At 63.1% G+C, this 18433-nt stretch carries 14 protein-coding genes and 1 pseudogene; 12 read left to right on the forward strand and 3 right to left on the reverse strand.

Annotated features, from left to right (window positions below; genetic code table 11):
* Positions 1–43 precede the first annotated feature (43 nt).
* From BC360_RS18710 to BC360_RS18755, 10 genes are all read left to right on the forward strand, one after another.
* Positions 44–1522: a sugar ABC transporter ATP-binding protein gene (locus tag BC360_RS18710; protein WP_065796469.1), complete on the forward strand. Its 1479-nt coding sequence runs from the start codon at positions 44–46 to the stop codon at positions 1520–1522.
* A 58-nt stretch (positions 1523–1580) separates the two neighbouring features.
* Positions 1581–2585 (forward strand): ABC transporter permease, encoded by a 1005-nt coding sequence (locus BC360_RS18715; RefSeq protein WP_065796470.1) that lies wholly within the window; start codon positions 1581–1583, stop codon positions 2583–2585.
* A gap of 84 nt (positions 2586–2669) precedes the next feature.
* Positions 2670–3656: a substrate-binding domain-containing protein gene (locus BC360_RS18720; RefSeq protein WP_065796471.1), complete on the forward strand. Its 987-nt coding sequence runs from the start codon at positions 2670–2672 to the stop codon at positions 3654–3656.
* A gap of 60 nt (positions 3657–3716) precedes the next feature.
* A complete protein-coding gene (locus BC360_RS18725; protein WP_065786100.1) occupies positions 3717–4490 on the forward strand; it encodes an SDR family oxidoreductase in 774 nt (257 codons plus the stop codon).
* Between the two features lie 29 nt (positions 4491–4519).
* Entirely contained in the window at positions 4520–5512 is a 993-nt protein-coding gene (locus BC360_RS18730; RefSeq protein ID WP_065786101.1) for a dihydroxyacetone kinase subunit DhaK, read from the forward strand.
* 15 nt (positions 5513–5527) lie between these two features.
* The gene (gene dhaL, locus BC360_RS18735; RefSeq protein WP_065786102.1) at positions 5528–6169 is read left to right on the forward strand and encodes a dihydroxyacetone kinase subunit DhaL; all 642 of its coding nucleotides are present in this window, start codon (positions 5528–5530) and stop codon (positions 6167–6169) included.
* 385 nt (positions 6170–6554) lie between these two features.
* A complete protein-coding gene (locus BC360_RS30930; protein ID WP_083222625.1) occupies positions 6555–8642 on the forward strand; it encodes a bifunctional sugar-binding transcriptional regulator/dihydroxyacetone kinase subunit DhaK in 2088 nt (695 codons plus the stop codon).
* A gap of 55 nt (positions 8643–8697) precedes the next feature.
* Entirely contained in the window at positions 8698–9345 is a 648-nt protein-coding gene (gene dhaL / locus BC360_RS18745; RefSeq protein WP_065786103.1) for a dihydroxyacetone kinase subunit DhaL, read from the forward strand.
* Between the two features lie 222 nt (positions 9346–9567).
* The gene (locus BC360_RS18750; RefSeq protein WP_244512779.1) at positions 9568–10629 is read left to right on the forward strand and encodes a L,D-transpeptidase family protein; all 1062 of its coding nucleotides are present in this window, start codon (positions 9568–9570) and stop codon (positions 10627–10629) included.
* A 78-nt stretch (positions 10630–10707) separates the two neighbouring features.
* Positions 10708–11490: a L,D-transpeptidase gene (locus tag BC360_RS18755; protein WP_065796472.1), complete on the forward strand. Its 783-nt coding sequence runs from the start codon at positions 10708–10710 to the stop codon at positions 11488–11490.
* A gap of 54 nt (positions 11491–11544) precedes the next feature.
* Here the strand turns inward: BC360_RS18755 and BC360_RS18760 are convergent, their stop codons facing one another.
* Positions 11545–12279, reverse strand: a complete 735-nt coding sequence (locus tag BC360_RS18760) for a L,D-transpeptidase (protein ID WP_065786105.1) — start codon at positions 12277–12279, stop codon at positions 11545–11547.
* A 323-nt stretch (positions 12280–12602) separates the two neighbouring features.
* On the reverse strand, positions 12603–13202 hold the full coding sequence (gene recX, locus BC360_RS18765; protein WP_274533934.1) for a recombination regulator RecX: 600 nt from the start codon (positions 13200–13202) through the stop codon (positions 12603–12605).
* A gap of 336 nt (positions 13203–13538) precedes the next feature.
* Here recX and BC360_RS18770 point away from each other — a divergent pair, with 336 nt between their 5' ends.
* Complete coding sequence (locus BC360_RS18770) at positions 13539–15605, forward strand: ATP-dependent helicase (RefSeq protein ID WP_065796473.1); 2067 nt, start codon at positions 13539–13541, stop codon at positions 15603–15605.
* 201 nt (positions 15606–15806) lie between these two features.
* Positions 15807–16846 (forward strand): annotated as a pseudogene (dinB, locus tag BC360_RS18775) (DNA polymerase IV).
* 258 nt (positions 16847–17104) lie between these two features.
* On the opposite strand, the gene BC360_RS18780 reads toward dinB, so the two are convergent.
* On the reverse strand, positions 17105–18079 hold the full coding sequence (locus BC360_RS18780) for a 3'-5' exonuclease (RefSeq protein ID WP_413813755.1): 975 nt from the start codon (positions 18077–18079) through the stop codon (positions 17105–17107).
* Between the last annotated feature and the right edge of the window lie 354 nt (positions 18080–18433).

Here is an 18433-nt window from a genome sequence, read left to right on the forward strand (position 1 = left end):
ATCGACAGCGACAAAAATCGCCGTCGCAGCGTGGGAGGACACCATGCAACCGCTTTTGAAGGTTGAAGGACTGAAGAAATCATTCGGGGGCGTCGCCGCATTGCGCGACGGCCGCCTGGAACTTCACGCCGGCTCCGTTCACGCGCTTTGCGGCGGCAATGGCGCCGGAAAGTCGACGTTTCTGTCGATCCTGATGGGCATCCAGCAGCGCGACGGCGGCACGATCTGGCGCCGCGGCAGGCAAGTGCACTACGGCAACCCCGCCGAAGCGCTCGCTTCCGGCATCGCCATCATCGAACAGGAACTGAGCCCCGTCCCGCATATGACGGTGGCAGAAAACATCTATCTCGGCCGCGAGCCGTCCGGGCGCTTCGGCGGCATCGACTTCAAGAAGATGAACCAGGATGCCCAGCAGCTCTTGGATCGGCTCGAATTCGGTATCCGCGCCACCCAGACGATGATGAACCTTTCGGTCGCGCAGATGCAGTTGGTCGAAATCGCCAAGGCCTTCAGCCACGAAGCCGAGGTCATCTTCATGGACGAGCCGACATCGGCCATCGGCGAGAAGGAAGCACAGCATCTGTTTGCCGCCGTCGCGCGCCTCAAGGCCGAAGGCAAGGGCGTTGTCTACGTCTCGCACCGGCTGTCGGAAATCTTCCAGATCGCCGACAGCTACACCGTCTTTCGCGACGGCGGCTATGTCGGCAGCGGCTTGCTCGCCGACACCGACCGTCCGGGCCTGATCAAGATGATCGTCGGACGCGAACTCGGCGAAGAGTATATCAAGACCAACGACCCGACCGACGAGATCGGCCTGGAGGTCACAGGGTTGACGCTGCCGGGCAAGATCGAGGACATCTCGTTTTCGGTGCGCAAGGGCGAGATCTTCGGCATTTACGGGCTGATGGGCTCTGGCCGCACGGAAATCTTCAACTGCCTGTTCGGCCTGGACCGCCCGACGCAAGGCGACATCAGGCTCGACGGCGAGCAGATCACTGTGACCAAGCCGGCCGACGCGATGGCAAGCGGCATCGCCTTCGTCACCGAAGACAGGAAAGTCACCGGCCTCAACCTCGCCGACAGCGTTCGCGGCAACATCTGCCTTGCGAGCCTTCCCGAGATGAGCCCGAGCTTCGTCATGAAGCGCCGGGACGAGGCCGCAGCCAGCGCCGAAATGATTGCCCGCTTCGGCATCAAGGCCGCGCGCGACACCATGCCGGTCTCGGGTCTCTCGGGCGGCAACCAGCAAAAGGTCGTGCTCGGCAAATGGTTCCTGCGCGAGCCAAGATTGCTGCTGCTCGACGAGCCGACCCGCGGCGTCGACGTCGGCGCCAAGCGTGAGATCTACCGCATCATCTGTGACTTCACCGCGTCCGGCGGCACCGTCGTCATGATCTCCTCGGAGATCGACGAGGTGCTTGGAATGTCCGATCGCATCCTCGTCATGCGTCAGGGAAAGTCCGCCGGCATCTACGACCGCCGAGCGACGGACGCCCAGTCGCTCGTCCATCTGTCGACCTGAACCACCCGCGAGATCGACGCCAAAGGCGATTGTCCGACATCAAAGGGGCTTGAGAACCGTGTCCAACATCGAAAACAAATTACCCAGAACCTGGTTCACCGCGGAAAACCGTGGCGCGCTGATCCAGGAATACGGCATCTTTCTCGCCTTCCTGCTGCTGGCGTTCATCCTCTCGCTCTCAAACGAGTATTTCCTGACGCCCGGCAACGTCTCGAACGTGCTTCTGCAGACGTCGATCAACGGCGTGCTCGCGATCGGCATGACTTTCGTCATCCTGACGCGCGGCATCGATCTTTCCGTCGGTTCGGTCGTCGCCCTTGCCGGCATGGTCAGCGCCAGCTTCGCGACGACCTCGGCAACGGCCGGCATCGCCGGCGCGCCCTACCCCTTCTTCGTGGCACTTGCGATCGGCATTCTCGTCGGGGTCGCCTGCGGCATCATCGTCGGTTTCATCGTCTCGCGCTTCTCGGTTCCGGCCTTCGTCGCCACGCTCGGCATGCTGTCTGCCGCCCGCGGCATGACGCTGATCTATGGCGGCGGCAAACCGGTGCCGGCGCTGACGCCTGAGTTCCGCTGGATCGGAACCGGCAGCATCCTCGGCATCCCGATGCCCGTCATCCTGCTTGCGATCGTCTTTCTGGCGTCCTGGTGGGTGCTGACCCGCACGCGCTTCGGCCGCTACATCTACGCCGTCGGCGGCAACCCGCATGCGGCCAAGACCTCCGGCATCAACGTCACCCGCATTCGCTTCCTCGTCTACGTCATCTCCGGCGGTCTCTCGGGCCTTGCAGGCATGATGCTTTCGGCCAGGACGGGATCTGCCCTGCCGCAGGCCGGCATCGCCTATGAACTCGACGCGATCGCCGCGGTCGTGATCGGCGGCACCAGCCTTTCGGGCGGCGTCGGCCGGGTGACGGGAACGCTGATCGGCGCACTGATCATCGGCGTAATGAACAACGGCCTCGATCTGATGGGCATCCAATCCTACTACCAGCAGGTCCTCAAAGGCGCGCTGATCGTCGGCGCCGTGATGCTCGACCAGAAACGCAATCAGGGTCTCTGACCCCGAGAAATGGCCGCTTGGCGGCGGCCGTCAACCAATCCGTGCGCCATGAAGGCGGCGGAAACCACAAAATGGAGGAGTAGCATGAAGAAACTCGTGATCGCCCTGGCTTCCGCCACGGCCCTCTTCGCGTCGTCCGCCGTCGCGCAGGAAAAGCTCAAGATCGGTGCCGCGCCCTACGGCCTCAATGCCGAATTCATGCAGATCTGGTCGGCGGCCCTTGAGGAGCATCCCGCCGTCAAGAGCGGCGAAGTCGAACTGACCGTCTTTGACGGCCGCTACGATGCGCTGGTCCAGCAGGAACAGTTCAACACGATGATCACGCAGAAGTTCAACGCGATCATCTTCGTGCCGATCGACATCGAAGCCGGTGCAACCGCCGTTCAGGCCGCACATGATGCCGGGATCCCGGTCGTCGGTTCCAACACCCGCGTCAACTCCGACCTGCTGACTGCCTATGTCGGCTCCGACGATACCGTGTCCGGCTACATGGAAGCCAAGACCGTGCTCGACAAGATCGGCTGCAAGGGCAATGTCGTCATCATCGAGGGCCCGATCGGCCAGTCGGCGCAGATTTCCCGCCTCGAGGGCAACAAGAAGGCGCTTGCCGAATGCCCTGACGTCAAGGTCCTTGAGCAGCAGACCGCCAACTGGTCACGTGCCGAAGCCCAGACCCTGATGGAAAACTGGCTGACGGCCCATGCCGGCCAGATCAACGGCGTCATCGGCCAGAACGACGAGATGGCGCTCGGCGCGATCGAAGCGATCAAGTCGGCCGGCCTCAAGGTCGACGACTTCGCCATTGCCGGTATCGACGGCGTGACCGATGCTCTGACGGCCGTCAAGGAAGGCACGATGACCTCGATCCTGCAGGATGCCCGCGCGCAGGCGCAGGGCGCGCTGGACATCGCGATCCTCCAGGCCAAGAAGGGTGACTACAAGCCGCAGTCCGACATCTGGGCCCAGTATCCTGACATGCCGTTCAACGACGGCAAGGACAAGGAATACAACGTCCCGTGGACCCCGGTCACGACCGAAAACGTCGACAAGCTGCTCGAAGCGCGAAAGTAACGCCAACATAGGCGGGGCGGCTTGCCCGCCCCGCTTTCAAACCGCCGAGGGAAACACGACATGACCGAGACCACACCCCAGATCGACCTCAATTTCCCACTGACGGGCAAGGTTGCCCTCGTCACCGGCGGCGCTTCCGGTATCGGAGCAGCGATTGCCAGCGCTTTTGCAGCCAAGGGCGCGAAAGTGGCCGTGCTCGACATCAACGAGGACGTCGCACGAGCGAAGGCCGAAGCTCTCGGGGGTGACGCAAAACCCTTCGTCTGCGACGTTTCGGATGCAGCCTCGGTCAATGCGGCCGTGTCGGGCGTCGTCGCCGCCTTCGGCGGCATCGACATCGCCGTCAACAGCGCCGGCGTCGTGTTCCTGGCGCCTGCGGAAGAGCTGTCGCTCGACTATTGGGACAAGACCATCGCCATCAATCTGAAGGGCAGCTTCCTCGTCACCCAGGCCGTCGGCCGGGCGATGATCGCCGCCGGCAAGGGCGGCAAGATCATCAACCTCGCCTCGCAGGCCGGCACCGTCGCGATAGAGGACCATGTCGCCTATTGCGCCTCGAAGTTCGGCGTCATCGGCATGTCGAAAACGTTTGCGGCCGAATGGGGCAAACACGGCATCTCCGTCAACACCATCTCGCCGACCATCGTTCTGACCGAACTCGGCAAGAAGGCCTGGAGCGGCGAAAAGGGCGAAGCCGCGAGGAAGCGCATCCCGGCCGGCCGTTTCGCCTATCCCGAGGAGATCGCGGCCGCCGCCGTGTTCCTGTCGTCGGCGGGAGCCGACATGATCAACGGCGCCGATCTTTTGATCGACGGCGGCTACACCATTCTCTGACGAAGCACGACCCATCTACAGGAGACACCATGCAAAGGTTCATCAACAATCCCGACGAGGTGGTCGAGGACACCGTCAAGGGCTTCGTCAAGGCTCACTCCGACATCGTGCGCCTGGCTGAAAATCCGCGCGTGGTCGTTGCCAGGGCGGCGCCGGTCGCCGGCAAGGTCGGCGTCGTCACCGGCGGCGGTTCCGGTCACGAGCCGGCCTTCATTGGCTACGCCGGCCGCAACATGCTGGACGCTGTCGCAGTCGGCGAGCTGTTCTCGTCGCCGACCGCCAAGAGCTTCCATGATGCCATCCGCGAAGCCGATGGCGGCAAGGGTGTCGTCTGCCTCTACGGCAACTATGCCGGCGACAACATGAACGTGAAGATGGCGATGAAGCTCGCCGCCAAGGACGGCATCGACGTTTTGACCGTCGTTGCCAATGACGACGTCTGCTCGGCACCGCCGGAGGAGCGCGAGAAGCGCCGGGGCGTGGCCGGCGAGATCTTCATGTGGAAGATCGGTGGCGCCAAGGCCGCCCAAGGCGCCAGCCTCGAGGACGTCCGCGCAACCGCGCAGAAAGCGATCGACAATTGCCGTTCGATCGGCGTCGGCCTTGGGCCCTGCACGCTTCCGGCGGTCGGCCATCCGAACTTCCAGATCGAGCCCGGCACGATGGAAGTCGGCATCGGTCACCACGGTGAACCGGGCGTGCGCGTCGAGGCGCTGAAGACCGCCGACGAGGTCGCCAAGGACATGTGCCAGATCGTACTCGACGATCACAACCTCGCTTCGGGAACCGAGGTCGCCGTGCTGGTATCGGGCCTCGGCGCCACGCCGCTCAACGAGCTCTATATACTGAACGACACGATCGGGAAGGAAATCACCGCTCGCGGTCTCCGTATCTACCGGACCTATATCGGCAACTACTTCACCTCGCTGGAGATGGTCGGCGCGACGCTGACCGTGCTGGCGCTCGACGACGAACTCAAGGCGCTCCTCGACGTCGAGGTTCGCTGCACCACCATCCTGTGATGAAAGAGGCGCATCATGCAGACGTTTAGCAATGCCAATGCCGGCGCGATCGTGCTGTCGCTCGCAGAGCGCATCATCGAGAACCGCGCCTACTTAAGCGAAATCGACGGCAAGATCGGCGACGGCGACCACGGCGTCAACATGGCCAAGGGCTTTGGCCTGGCGGCCGACCGGCTGAAGGGCAAGGAAACCACCCTTTCTGAGGCGCTGGACACGCTCGGCACCGTGCTGATGACCGAAATCGGCGGATCCATGGGCCCGCTCTACGGGGTGATGTTCACCGAGTTTGCCGAAAAGCTCGACGGCGTCCCCGCCATCGATGCAGCAGCCTATAGCCGTATGCTGCATGCCGGGCTCGAGGGTATCCAATCGATCGGCTCGGCCAAAGTCGGCGACAAGACGCTGATCGACAGCCTCGTTCCGGCCGTGGAAGCCTTTGATGGCGCGACCGCCAGTGGCAAGCCATTCGGCGAGGCGCTCGACGCGCTGGTCGCGGCAGCCGAAGCCGGACGCGACTCGACGCGCGATCTCGTCGCCAAGATCGGCCGCGCCAGCCGCCTCGGCGAGCGTTCGCTCGGCGTGCTCGACGCAGGCGCGACCTCCTGCGCGATCATCCTGAAAGAGCTTTCGCTCGGCGCGCGCGCGCGTCTGGCGTAAGCGGATACGAAAGCGACGGCACGGGGCCGTGCCTTCGCTACAGCGCCGCGCGTCTTTTAAGACGCGCCAAGGTCGCTGTAACACTTTGAATTGCTGCATAATTTTATCCTTAAATCGTTTCCGATTTAAGAAATTATGCATTAGGCATCGTCGCCTCCCAGGGCCGGTGCGATCCCGCTGGAAACAGCGGGGTCGCGGCCCGCGACGACAGGTATTTCAGCGCGTAAGGCCAGTCTGCCTGCGCAGGGGAATGCGCGGCATTCCAAATCTGCTGTATAAACTGTCGCTTCAACGGGGCCTGGCCGAAGTGGCGGCGCACTAAGGTTGCAAAAGCACGACGTTGCTTCCATGTTCACCATCCAAAACAGGGAACGAACGCAACCAGATGACATCGAAGACATCCTCACCACGCAAGGGCGGCGCGAGCAGGAGCAGCGCGACCGATATGTCGGATGCCATCCCCCTGCGCTATGGTGACGATCCCTATGTCTGGGCCTGCTGGCTCTACTACGAAGATGGCATGACCCAGGGCGAGATCGCCGATGCCATGGGCGTCTCGCGTGCGACTGTTAACAGCTACCTCGCCGAAGCGCGGGAAAAGGGCATCGTCAACATCTCGCTCGAACCGGCGCGGCTTGCGTCGCTGACCATCGCCCAGGAACTCAAGCGCCATTTTGGCCTGGCCGACTGTCTCGTCGTTCCGAGCGACGACAACGCCCGGCCGCTGATCGACCGGCTCGGCGTGGCCGGCGCAATGGCGCTGCAGAAGCTGGTGAAATCCGGCGACACGCTGGCGGTCTCATGGGGGCGAACCGTGATGTCCGTCGGCGAGCATGCGGATGTGCATGCGCTTCAGGATACCACCGTGGTGCAGGCGACCGGCGGCACCACGGCGGCATTCTCCTACACGCCGGAACTCTGCGCCGCTTCGATCGCCCGCGCGATTTCCGCGCGCTGTGTCGGCATCACCGCGCCGGCGATCGTCAAATCGCCGGAACTGCGCCAGATGCTGCTCGACGAGCCCCTGCTGCAGGAACAATTCGTCACGCTGGCGCAAGCCAATCGCATCCTCTTCGGCATTTCGTCGCTGCGCCCCAACTCGACTATCCATACCAGCGGCTTCTTCGAATCCGTCTCGCTGCAACATTATCTCGCCGCCGGCGCGGTCGGCGTCGTCGCCGGGCGCTTCATCGACGAGCGCGGCCGGCCCGTCGCGGGTCCGCTCGACGACAGGACCGTCGGTATTTCGCTCGATATGCTGCGCCGGATCGGCACGCGCATTGCAGTTGCCGGCGGCTTCGACAAGGTGCCGGCCCTGCTTGCGGCACTGCGCGGCGGATACGTCAACGTGTTGATCACCGACGCGGCGACCGGGCACGGCATTCTCAGGGCCGATGGCGTCACCGGCCTCGATACCCGGATCTCGCAGCGGCCGAAGCTTGCCCAGACGCCCAGCTCTTACCGCACCCACGTCAAGAAGTTCCTCAACAACCCCAACGAGGTTGTCGAGGAGATGCTCGACGGCGTCGTCAGGGCACATCGCGACTACATCGAGCCCATCAACGGTTCGCATCGCGCGCTTGTGGCCAAATCCGGGCCCCGTCCGGGCAAGGTCGGCCTCGTCATCGGCGGCGGCACCGGCCACGAACCCTGTTTCCTCGGCTATGTCGGCAAGGGGCTGGCCGACGCCGTGGCTGTCGGCAACATCTTCTCGTCGCCGCCGCCGGACCCGATCGTTCAATGTGCCGTCGCCGCATCGGGTGGTGAAGGCGTACTTTTCGTCTACGGAAACTATGCCGGCGACGTGATGAACTTCGAAATGGCGGCCGAGATCGCCGAGGAAAAGGGCATCAAGGTCCGCACCGTGCTGACCACGGACGATATCGCCTCCTCGCCGGTCGAGGACCGCGAGGGCCGGCGCGGCGTCGCCGGCAATTTCTTCATCTTCAAGATCGCAGGCGCCGCCTGCGATCGGGGCCTTTCGCTCGACGCCTGCGAGGCCGTCACGAGAAAGGCGAACCTTCGAACCTATACGGTCGGCGTTGCGCTCGAACCCTGCTCGATGCCGCAGACGCGGCGCCACAATTTCGAGATCGGCCCCGACGACATGGAAATCGGCATGGGCATCCACGGCGAACCCGGCGTCACACGTGAGCGCATCAAGCCGGCCGACGAGATCACCGATGCCATCATGGACAACATCTTCAAGGAGATGAAAGCGTCGGCCGGCGATCGCGTCGCCGTTCTCATCAATTCGTTCGGCGCGACGCCGCTGATGGAACTCTACATCCTTTACCGGCGCGTCGCTCAGCGCCTTGCCGCCAAGAACATCGAGATTGAAGCCAACTGGATCGGTCACTATTGCACCTCTCTCGACATGGTCGGTGCGTCGATCTCGATCCTCCATCTCGACCAGGAACTGACCGACCTGCTGCATCACCCTTGCGAAACGGCATTCCTGCGTATCAATTAGCATTCCGTCAGGAACCCGTCGGCAGATGGGCACCGGGCGTTCTGGGAGGACAATGATGTCGGAAAATGCGGCACGCCGCTTGGTCAGCATGTTTCAGGCGATTTCCGAGGCCGTCGAAGCCGAGAAGGATCATCTGTCGGAGCTTGACGGCGCCATCGGCGATGCCGACCACGGCACCACGATGTCGCTCGGTTTCCTGGCGGTCAAAGCCGAACTGGCAAAGCTCGACCTCGACCAGGCGCAGATCTCAGACGTCATGGCGACGGCGGCGGGCGCCTTTCTCAATGCCGTGGGCGCCTCGACCGGGCCACTCTATGCGACGGCCTTCCGCCGCGCCGCGCAGGCCGTTGCCGGCAAGGCGGAACTCGATCTCGCCACCTGCGCCGCCATCATCGACGCCATGGGTTCAGGAATGCGCGAGCGCGGCAAGGGACAACGCGGCGACAAGACGATGCTCGACGCCTGGCTTCCGGCAGCCGATGCCGCCGCGGCAGCCCTTGCCGAAAACAAGGAAGCAGATGGTTTCTGGCGCGACGTCGTCGCCTCGGCCGAGGCCGGCGCCAACGCGACGCGCTCGATGATCGCCACCAAGGGACGCGCCGCGCGGGTGCGCGAACGCTCGCTTGGACATGTCGATCCGGGAGCGGCTTCGTCCGTGGTGATCCTGCGCGCCATGGCGTCTTCGCTCAACAGGGCTGCCTAGCTAGCGCGCCGGCCAATTTCCGCAACCGCTGCCCGGCGAGTAACGCCCACGTGATGCCGCCGTTTGGACAAAATTTACCATCACATGCCAAGGCTGGTGAGCAGTGGGGATGTCCGGCGTTCAAGTTTTATTGAATTGCCGACAGACGAAAGCCAGCGGCGAGCGCTTGCAGCTAAAGCCGCGAGAGGTTTTATGGTCCGGTCGCCATTTCAAGGAGCCCGCATGCGGCGCATAACGAGACGTCTTCTTTCCCTGTCGCCCGCAAACGCCGGCGATTTCCTGGGCAGGACGAAACAGGCCCGACGCGCCGCGATTGCCCTGACGGCCGCCATCGCCCTTTCCGGCTGCATGTCGGCCTTCGACGACGTTCGTGCGCCGCCACCGATCCCGGCAAAGCTGATCGGCGCCATGGCCAAGAACGGCTCCAAACCGGAAAGCCCGGTGCTCGTTCGCATCTTCAAGCAGGAAAGCGAACTCGAGATCTGGAAACAGAACAAATCGGGTCAGTATGCGCTGCTCAAGACCTACCCGATGTGCCGCTGGTCGGGAAAGCTCGGGCCGAAGACAAAGGCGGGCGACCGCCAGGCGCCGGAAGGCTTCTATCATGTGTCTGCACGCATGCTTAACCCGAAGTCGCAATATTATCTGTCGTTCAATCTCGGCTATCCCAACCGGCTCGAATCGGCGCTCGGCTATACCGGCGAGGCGCTGATGGTGCACGGCGCCTGCTCGTCATCCGGCTGCTACGCCTTGACGGACCAGGGCGTCGGCGAAATCTATGCGGTAGTCCAGCGCGCGCTTGTCGGCGGTCAGGGACAGTTCCAGGTGCAGGCCTACCCGTTCCGCATGACGGCTGCGAACATGGCGAAGCACAGCAGCGACCCGAACTTCAATTTCTGGAAGAACATCAAACAGGGCTACGACATCTTCGAGGCGACGAAGCGCCAGCCGAAGGTTTCCGTCTGTGGCGGTCGATACGTCTTCAACACCGAATTCGCCGACGGCGAACCGACCGATCCGCTGGCCGCCTGCCCCGCGACCACCGCAACGCCGGACGCCGGGCTGATGGCCAGGCTGCAGACGGAGGATGCCAAGATCACCGGGCTGGTCGCCAATCAGACACCCGCCCCGATGAATGCCTATGTCGACGGCGGCATGCATCCAAGCTTCCGGGCGCTGCTCGAGAAAAACGGCGCGGAGAAGCTGGCCGCAAAGATCTCGGCAACTAAATACCCCATTAGCCGACCGGATGCGGCGCTGGCAGATCCCTATGCCGGCCTGTGATCGTTGGCGGCGGGAGATGAGCGGCAATCAATGCGTCATTCCCCGGTGGTCATCGAACACAGCCAATTGAGGTTCCCCATGCCGCAACGTGACGTCTGTCGCCGATCCTTCCTCAAGCTTTCCGCCGGCATGGCGGCGCTCGGATTGGCTGGGTGCGGCTCGACACGCGAACGGGTTTCGCAGCAATACGCCCCGGCGCCGGAACCGGTGCCGGCCGCCAATACCTTTCTTTCCGAGATGTACGGCGAACGGCCGGCGGAACTCTATCCCCTGCCTGCAATCCCCTACGAGAAGATCGACCCTCGCTACTACCGGCAGATGGTTGCTGATCCGACCGGCGAGCAGCCAGGCACGCTGGTCGTCGATGTCGGCAACCATTTCCTCTATCGGGTCTATGAAAACGGCCAGGCGATGCGCTACGGCGTCGGTCTCGGCCGGGCGGGCTTCGCCTGGGCCGGCCGCGGCGTCATCCAGTACAAGCGGCAGTGGCCGCGTTGGAAACCACCGAACGAAATGGTCGCCCGCCAGCCGGAACTGCAGCAATACAGCATCGAGGCCGGCGGCATGGAGCCGGGGCTGAAAAACCCGCTCGGCGCCCGCGCCATGTACATCTTCCAGAACGGCGAAGACACGCTCTACCGCATCCACGGTTCGCCGGAATGGTGGACCATCGGCCAGTCCGTGTCATCCGGTTGCGTCCGCATGATCAACCAGGACGTCGTCGATCTCTATGATCGCGTGCCGAACGGCACGCCGATCGTGGTGACGGACCTGTCGGGCGGCGGAATGGCGGCACAGGCACCGGACAGTCTCTTGCCCGGCGAAGGCGGCATCCCCGGCGCAGCGCCGCCGGTTTATTAAGACGGGCCGCGCCGGCGTGGGAGCAGCGATCGCTCCCACGCTTGAGAGCCGGCCTCAGATGACGAGCAGCGGCGTCTTTCCCCGGACGCGATTGTAGAGATCAATCGCGTCCTGCTGCAGCATCCGCACGCACCCGGCCGAGGCGTTCTTGCCGATCGAGCGCCACTGCGGCGATCCATGGATGCGATAGAGCGTATCCTTGCCATCCTGGAAGATATACATCGCGCGGGCGCCAAGCGGATTGCCGAGGCCCGGATCCATGCCACCGGCCTCGATGCCATACTTCTTCAGGTGCGGCTGGCGCGCGACCATGTCGTCCGGCACCGTCCAACGTGGCCATTTGCGTTTCCAGTGTACGACGGCCCTGCCCTTCCAGGCGCGCCCCTGCGCGCCGAGGCCGACGCCGTATCGGATCGCCTTGCCACCGGGCAGCACCCAATAGAGGAACATCTTCTGCGTATCGACGACGATCGAATAGGCCGGTTCGTTGGTCGCGTAGTCAACCTCCTGACGGAGGAATTCCGGCTTTATCGCGTCGAATTGCACCGCCGGAACATCATAGCCCTCGTCCTTTACCGGGCCGTAGATCTGGGCGTAATCGAGCTTCGGCGCGGGCTCGTCCTTGCGATCAAGCTCGATCGGCGCCTTCTCCGGTGGGGAGATGGTGCCCTTGTTGGCCTTGTCGGCGGCGTTCGCCTCGAGACCGGGCTTCGGGACCTGGGTGCAGGCGCTCAAAATGGAGCTGGCGACCACCGCAAGCAGTGATCGGCGGGACAATTGAAAAGACACTTTTTCTATTCCGGGTTGGGGACATGCGAGGAGAGAGTTGTGGCTGTTGGTCCAATTCGTGACCGAAATGTGGTGAAAGCCGATCTCTTTGGTGGATGATCCTCGCCAGCCGTTTGCCACCGCCGCGGTGTTGCATAATTCACTCGGTCAGATGCTGGCGGGAGACCATTTGGGTTCCGGAGGCCGGATGCCGAGACGGGAAGTCGCGCTCAGCCCGGCAGCCACATCTCGCCGTCCGTCTACAGCGCCGCGCGTCTTATCAGACGCGCGGCGCTGTAACACTTTGAATTGCTGCATGTTTTTATCCTTAGATCGGATAGGATTTAAGGAAACATGCAGTCAGTAACTGGATCCTTCCGCAGCACGCTTTCGGCCCGCCCCAAGCTCATGTCGAACACTTTTCTGCCGATATCGAAGCCGAAGCCGTTGCGGGCGAATGCGGACAGTTCCTTGGCCTTGCGCTTGTCGTCGAGCTCACCGCGGCGGAAGGGGCCGAAACCGCGCTTTCGGGCAAAGACGACCGCGGCGAACAGATCGTCGGTCGCCTCCAGCGCCACTGCGGCAGTTTCCCTGTCAATGCCCTTCGCCGAAAGCTTCTGGGCAATCGCCCGTTTCGATTTTCCGCTGCGCACCGCAGATTGCGTGCTGAGCTGCGCATAATCGGCGTCATTGAGCGCATTCAGGTCGTAGGCAAACTTGACCGCAAACTCGGCAACGGCCTTCAACTGCTCCTGGCTTATATCCTCGAACTTCTGTCGCGCTTTTCTGGTGATGGCGTCGAACAATTGCTTCTCCGTCATCATCTGACGCTCGAGGCGATAGACCGCCGAGTTGCGCGCCCAGGACAGCATGCGCGCGGTCGGCGTGTCGGAGGGCGGCGGGTCGGAAAGCGGATTATCGGCTTGCGGATCGTTTGATGTCACAGGTTGGGCGGGCTCGTTGAGGTGTGGTTGATGGGCGAGATTTCGCCCACAGAGATAGCCGCAATCACGCGGCTTCGGTAGTCGTTGCAAAGCGGATTGATTGCCATACCGCCAGCCCACCGTGTTTCGCGAACGGAGACCGCTGGAGCACTTTAGTCATTGCCAAAGGGGCCTTTGCAATATGATCCCCGGCTGATATGTTCCTTATTCGTTCCCCGTCGTGAATCGCTCATCTCGAGTGCGGGGATGCCTCGGCATCGCCCGCAGGTCCGGGCAATCGGTCTCGGCACTCGGCGCAAGGGGTAGAATCGGCAGAGACTTACCGGGGACTTCGGCGTGGCGGCGGCCTATCTGGAAAAATTGAATGAGCGACAGCGCGATGCCGTCGAGTTTGGCGTAACCGCACCGGGCGAAACCATTGCGGGGCCGCTGCTGATCATCGCCGGCGCCGGATCGGGCAAGACGAACACGCTCGCCCATCGTGTTGCCCACCTCATCGTCAATGGCGCCGATCCTCGCCGCATTCTGCTGATGACATTTTCGCGCCGCGCTGCATCCGAAATGGCGCGACGGGTCGAGCGCATCTGCGCCCAGGTGCTTGGAACAAACGCCACTGTCGCCACCGACGCGCTCACCTGGGCTGGGACGTTCCACGGCATCGGCGCGAGACTGCTGCGGATCTACGCCGAGCAGATCGGGCTGAATGTCGACTTCACGATCCACGACCGGGAAGACAGTGCCGACCTTATGAACCTCGTCCGGCATGAGCTTGGCCTCTCCAAGACCGAGAGCCGGTTTCCGACCAAGGGCACCTGTCTCTCGATCTACTCGCGGGCGGTCAACTCCGAGACGCCGCTGAGTGAGGTCTTGCGCGCGCACTATCCCTGGGTCTCCGGTTGGGAGGAGCAGCTGAAGCAGCTGTTTTCCCGTTATGTCGAGGCAAAGCAGGCGCAGAACGTGCTCGATTACGACGACCTGCTGCTCTACTGGGCGCAGACTGTCAGCGTCCCGGAACTCGCCGAGGACATCGGCAACCGTTTCGACCATGTGCTGGTCGACGAATATCAGGATACCAACCGCCTGCAATCATCGGTGCTGCTGGCCTTGAAGCCGGGCGGCAGGGGGCTGACGGTCGTCGGCGACGATGCCCAGTCGATCTATTCGTTCCGGGCGGCGACGGTGCGCAACATCCTGGATTTTCCAGGCGAGTTCACCCCGCCGGCGGACGTCATCACCCTCGATCGAAACTACCGTTCCACCCAGACGATCCTCGCCGCCGCCAATGGCGTCATCGATCTCGCCCGCGAACGCTTTACCAAGAACCTCTGGACCGAGCGGCAGTCGGCGGAAAGGCCAAAATTGCTGGCGGTCGTCGATGAAGCCGACCAGGCACGCTATATCGTCGAGAAGGTCTTGGAGAACCGGGAGACAGGCATGACGCTGAAGCAGCAGGCGGTGCTGTTTCGCTCATCGAACCACAGTGGACCGCTCGAGGTGGAACTGACCCGGCGCAATATCCCTTTCGTAAAGTTCGGCGGGCTGAAATTCCTCGACAGCGCCCATGTCAAGGACATGCTGGCGGTGCTGCGGTTTGCCCAAAACCCGCGGGATCGGGTCGCCGGCTTTCGCCTGCTGCACATGATACCGGGTGTCGGCCCGCAGACCGCCGGCAAGATCCTCGACGCAATCGCCGCGGATCCGGAACCGCTGGCAGCACTCGCGGAAATACCCGCACCGCCGCGCTCCGGCGACAACTGGAGCGCTTTCGTGACCCTGATCGAGGGCTTGCGCAAACAGGCGGGCGGCTGGCCGGGCGAAATAGCCCAGGCGCGCGAATGGTACGAGCCGCATCTCGACCGGATCCACGAGGATGCGGACACCAGAAAGGCCGACCTCCTGCAGTTGGAGCAGATCGCCGGCGGCTATTCCAGTCGGGAACGGTTCCTCACCGAACTGACGCTCGACCCACCGGACGCGACCAGCGACCAGGCTGGTGTGCCGCTGCTTGACGAGGACTACCTGATCCTTTCGACCATCCATTCGGCCAAGGGGCAGGAATGGCGCTCGGTTTTCATGCTCAATGTCGTCGACGGCTGCATCCCCTCCGACCTTGGCGTCGGCACCACGCACGAGATCGAAGAGGAACGCCGGCTGCTTTACGTCGGCATGACGCGGGCAAAGGACAGCCTGACGCTGATCACCCCGCAACGGTTCTTCACAAGTGGGCAGCACGCGCAGGGTGATCGCCACGTCTACGCCTCGCGCACGCGTTTCATTCCGGCGACGCTGCTGCAGTTCTTCGAAACGGCATCCTGGCCGGTGGTCAGCGCCGCCGCTTCCGAGCGCAGCGCCAGGCAGATCCGCATCGATGTCGGCGCCCGCATGCGCACCATGTGGAAGTAAGGAGCGACATGTGCCGGACGCCCGCAAATCGCACGCCGACCTGTTTGCTCAGCCAGAGTCCCCATTCCAAGGCGAGCAACCAAGGCCATGCTCTGGCATGCCGTCATGAACGCGGCCGGGCATAGCGCCCCCGTGGCCGAAAGGCAGCCTGCAGCCCATGCGGCAGGAACAGAGCGACAGCGCAAGATCATCCACATCGACATGGATGCCTTCTATGCATCGGTCGAGCAGCGCGACAATCCGGAACTGCGCGGCAAACCGGTGGCCGTGGGCGGTGCGGCAGCGCGTGGCGTCGTCGCCGCGGCAAGCTACGAGGCGCGCAAATACGGGGTCCATTCCGCCTGCCGTCCGTCACGGCAAAGCGAAAATGCCCCGACCTCATCTTCGTCAAGCCGCGCTTCGACGTCTACCGGGCGGTGTCGCACCAGATCCGCGAGATCTTTGCCGAATATACGCCTGTCATCGAACCGCTGTCACTCGACGAGGCCTATCTCGACGTGACCGACAATCTGAAGGGCATGGAAATCGCGACCGAGATCGCCGAGGAGATCAGGGCAAAGATCAAGGCGGCGACGAACCTGACTGCCTCGGCCGGGATCAGCTACAACAAGTTCCTCGCCAAGATGGCGAGCGACCAGCGAAAACCGGACGGCCTGTTCGTCATCACGCCCAAGAACGGGCCGGCCTTCGTGGAAGTGCTTCCGGTGAAGAAATTTCATGGCGTCGGACCGGCGACGGCCGAGCGGATGAAGCGCCTGGGCATCGAAACCGGCCTTGACCTGCGGCAGCAGTCCCTGGCGTTCCTGCAGGAACATTTCGGCAAATCCGGTCCGTACTTCTACGGCATCGCCCGCGGCATCGACGAACGCCGGGTGCAGCCCGACCGGGTGCGCAAATCGGTTGGTGCGGAGGACACCTTTGTCGAGGATATTTTCGAGTTCGAACCGGCTAGCGCCGAATTGCTGCCATTGGTCGACAAGGTCTGGCGCTACTGCGAGGCGCACGGGATGAGCGGCAAGACAGTGACGGTCAAAGTGAAATACTCGGACTTCACCCAGGCGACGCGAAGCAGAACGCTCGGCGCACCGGTCGGCGGGATGCCTGAAATATTGGAGGTGGCAGTTGCGCTGCTCAGATCGGTCCACCCATTCAAGCGCGGCGTGCGCCTGCTTGGCGTCACCCTGTCATCGCTCAACGGCAATGATGAGGAAGCCCGCTCACAACTAGAACTTTCTTTCTGAAGATTGGTCTGTCTTGCAACGAAAAAGCCTGCCGCGGGAGGAGGTGCGGCAGGCTCTTGAACAGACTGAATGGCAACCGGGAGGAGGAGTATCGCCATTCCGACAAGCGCTCGTTGGGAGGAGGAGAAAGCGCCTGCACACTCGAAGTCCTGCGGGAGGAGATGCATCGCTTCGATGAGTTGACCATACAAGAAACCGCCCGATTTCGTAGGTCGAAGTTCGCAGACCAGCCATGCGCTCCGCGCCGGTCGGACGGGCTCATCGGGCCTTGAAGCGCTCGAAAGCCGTCAGCCGCACCATTGGCGGATCGGCCTCGCTCCAGCGGTAGATTTCGGTTCTGAGGTAGCGAAGCTCCTCGTTCAGCCCCTCTTCAGCGATCTCGATCCACCAGGATTTGGGGCGCCCGTCGCTGCCGTCGGACCAGCGGTAACCGCGGCCCTTCAGATGATCCTTCATTTCGAAGGGGCTGTTTTCCGCATAGAGGCGGACGCGCGATCGCTGGCTTGCCGCATAGAGTTCGGCAAACGGTGTCTGCTGCGGCTGATCAGCGGGGCCGGCGATCACCTCAAGCAGGGCAAAGCAATCGTCGACGGCGCGATGGCCGTCATGGAAATATCCCGCCTGTCCGATGAGATAGCCGAGCTTCGTGCCCTCGAAACCGCGGTCGCTCCAGCCGATCTCCGAGACCGAGCAGGCCCAGGCCTTCTTCTCGAAGATCGGCGAGAAGGCCTCGCAAAACGGCCGGTCGAACCCGGCATTGTGGGCGATGATCAGATCGGCGCGTTCGACAATGGCCTGAAGCCGGACAAGGTCGATCGTCTCGCCGGCGACCATTTCGTCTGTGATTCCAGTAATGCGCGTGATTTCGGCAGGAATGGGTCCGCTCGGCTGCCGCAGACCACCATAGACGTCGATCACGTCGCCGATGGCCCCATGAGCGTCGAAGGTGAACGCAATGACGCCGATCTCGATGATCTCGTCCTTGCGATGGTTGAGGCCCGTGGTCTCGGTGTCGAGGATGACGCCGACGAGCGGAAACTCCGCTCGCGGCTCGGCCACGACGGGACGCGCCTCGAGCTTCTGCAGAACGCGGTAGCGACCCGTCGCCTCCAGATGATCGACCATGGCCCCGGCGCTCATGCCGACAGCCGCGCGTTGGGACGCGCGCTTGGAGCGTGTCCCCTTCTCGTCCGGATCGGACAAAACAAACATGTCGTATTGCAATGCCATCAGCCCTTCTCCCGGAACTTTTGGTGAAAGGGAAGACCGAGCGCCCATCGCGCCATCACTTTCCCGCTCTGTCAACAGACCTATGGCGAGAGGGCCGGATTTAGCCTGGGAAAACCTGTCATCGGGCGATCACGCCGCAGCCGATGATCGACGTGGGAGACGGTGCGGACGTGATCCTCATCTGCGATCTGGAACCGGGCCGACCGACGTTCCTACAGGGCGCTGGGCGCGCCCGATTGCCCGGGTGCGGGCGCAACTGCAGTGCGGCGCGACGGTCTGCTCTACCTGCAGCGGCTCGCTGCTACGGAAGCCGGCCTGCTCGACGACAAGGACGCCGCCGCGCACCCCCTCCCGCCT

Source organism: Ensifer sp. LC163 (assembly GCF_001695855.1).
GTDB lineage: Bacteria > Pseudomonadota > Alphaproteobacteria > Rhizobiales > Rhizobiaceae > Ensifer.